Annotated in this window: 1 protein-coding gene; it reads left to right on the top strand. The window is 54.5% G+C overall.

Features of this window, described 5'->3' with window-relative positions:
- Positions 1-47: 47 nt before the first annotated feature.
- On the top strand, positions 48-242 hold a 195-nt coding region (locus ACZ3HH_RS31000; protein ID WP_465810537.1), incomplete at its 3' end, for a hypothetical protein.

Below are 242 nucleotides of genomic sequence, written 5' to 3' on the forward strand. Positions count from 1 at the left end.
GCACCATATTTCGTTCACGCTTTTTTATGGCGACGGCGCCCTTGGGTATGACTTTTCAAGGTGGCTTTTTGGTGATGCAGTCCTTGTGGATCGGTCCCTGGCTGGTACAGGTGATGGACATGAGCGCAGCGGCTTCGGCGCAAGTGTTGTTGGTGATGAATCTGTTTTTTCTGGCCGCCAGTGGGTTGATGGGCTGGCTTTCACCGCGGCTCACTCAGCAAGGTCACAGCATCTGGCAACTC

This window comes from Pseudomonas sp. PME37.24/025 (assembly GCF_055556615.1).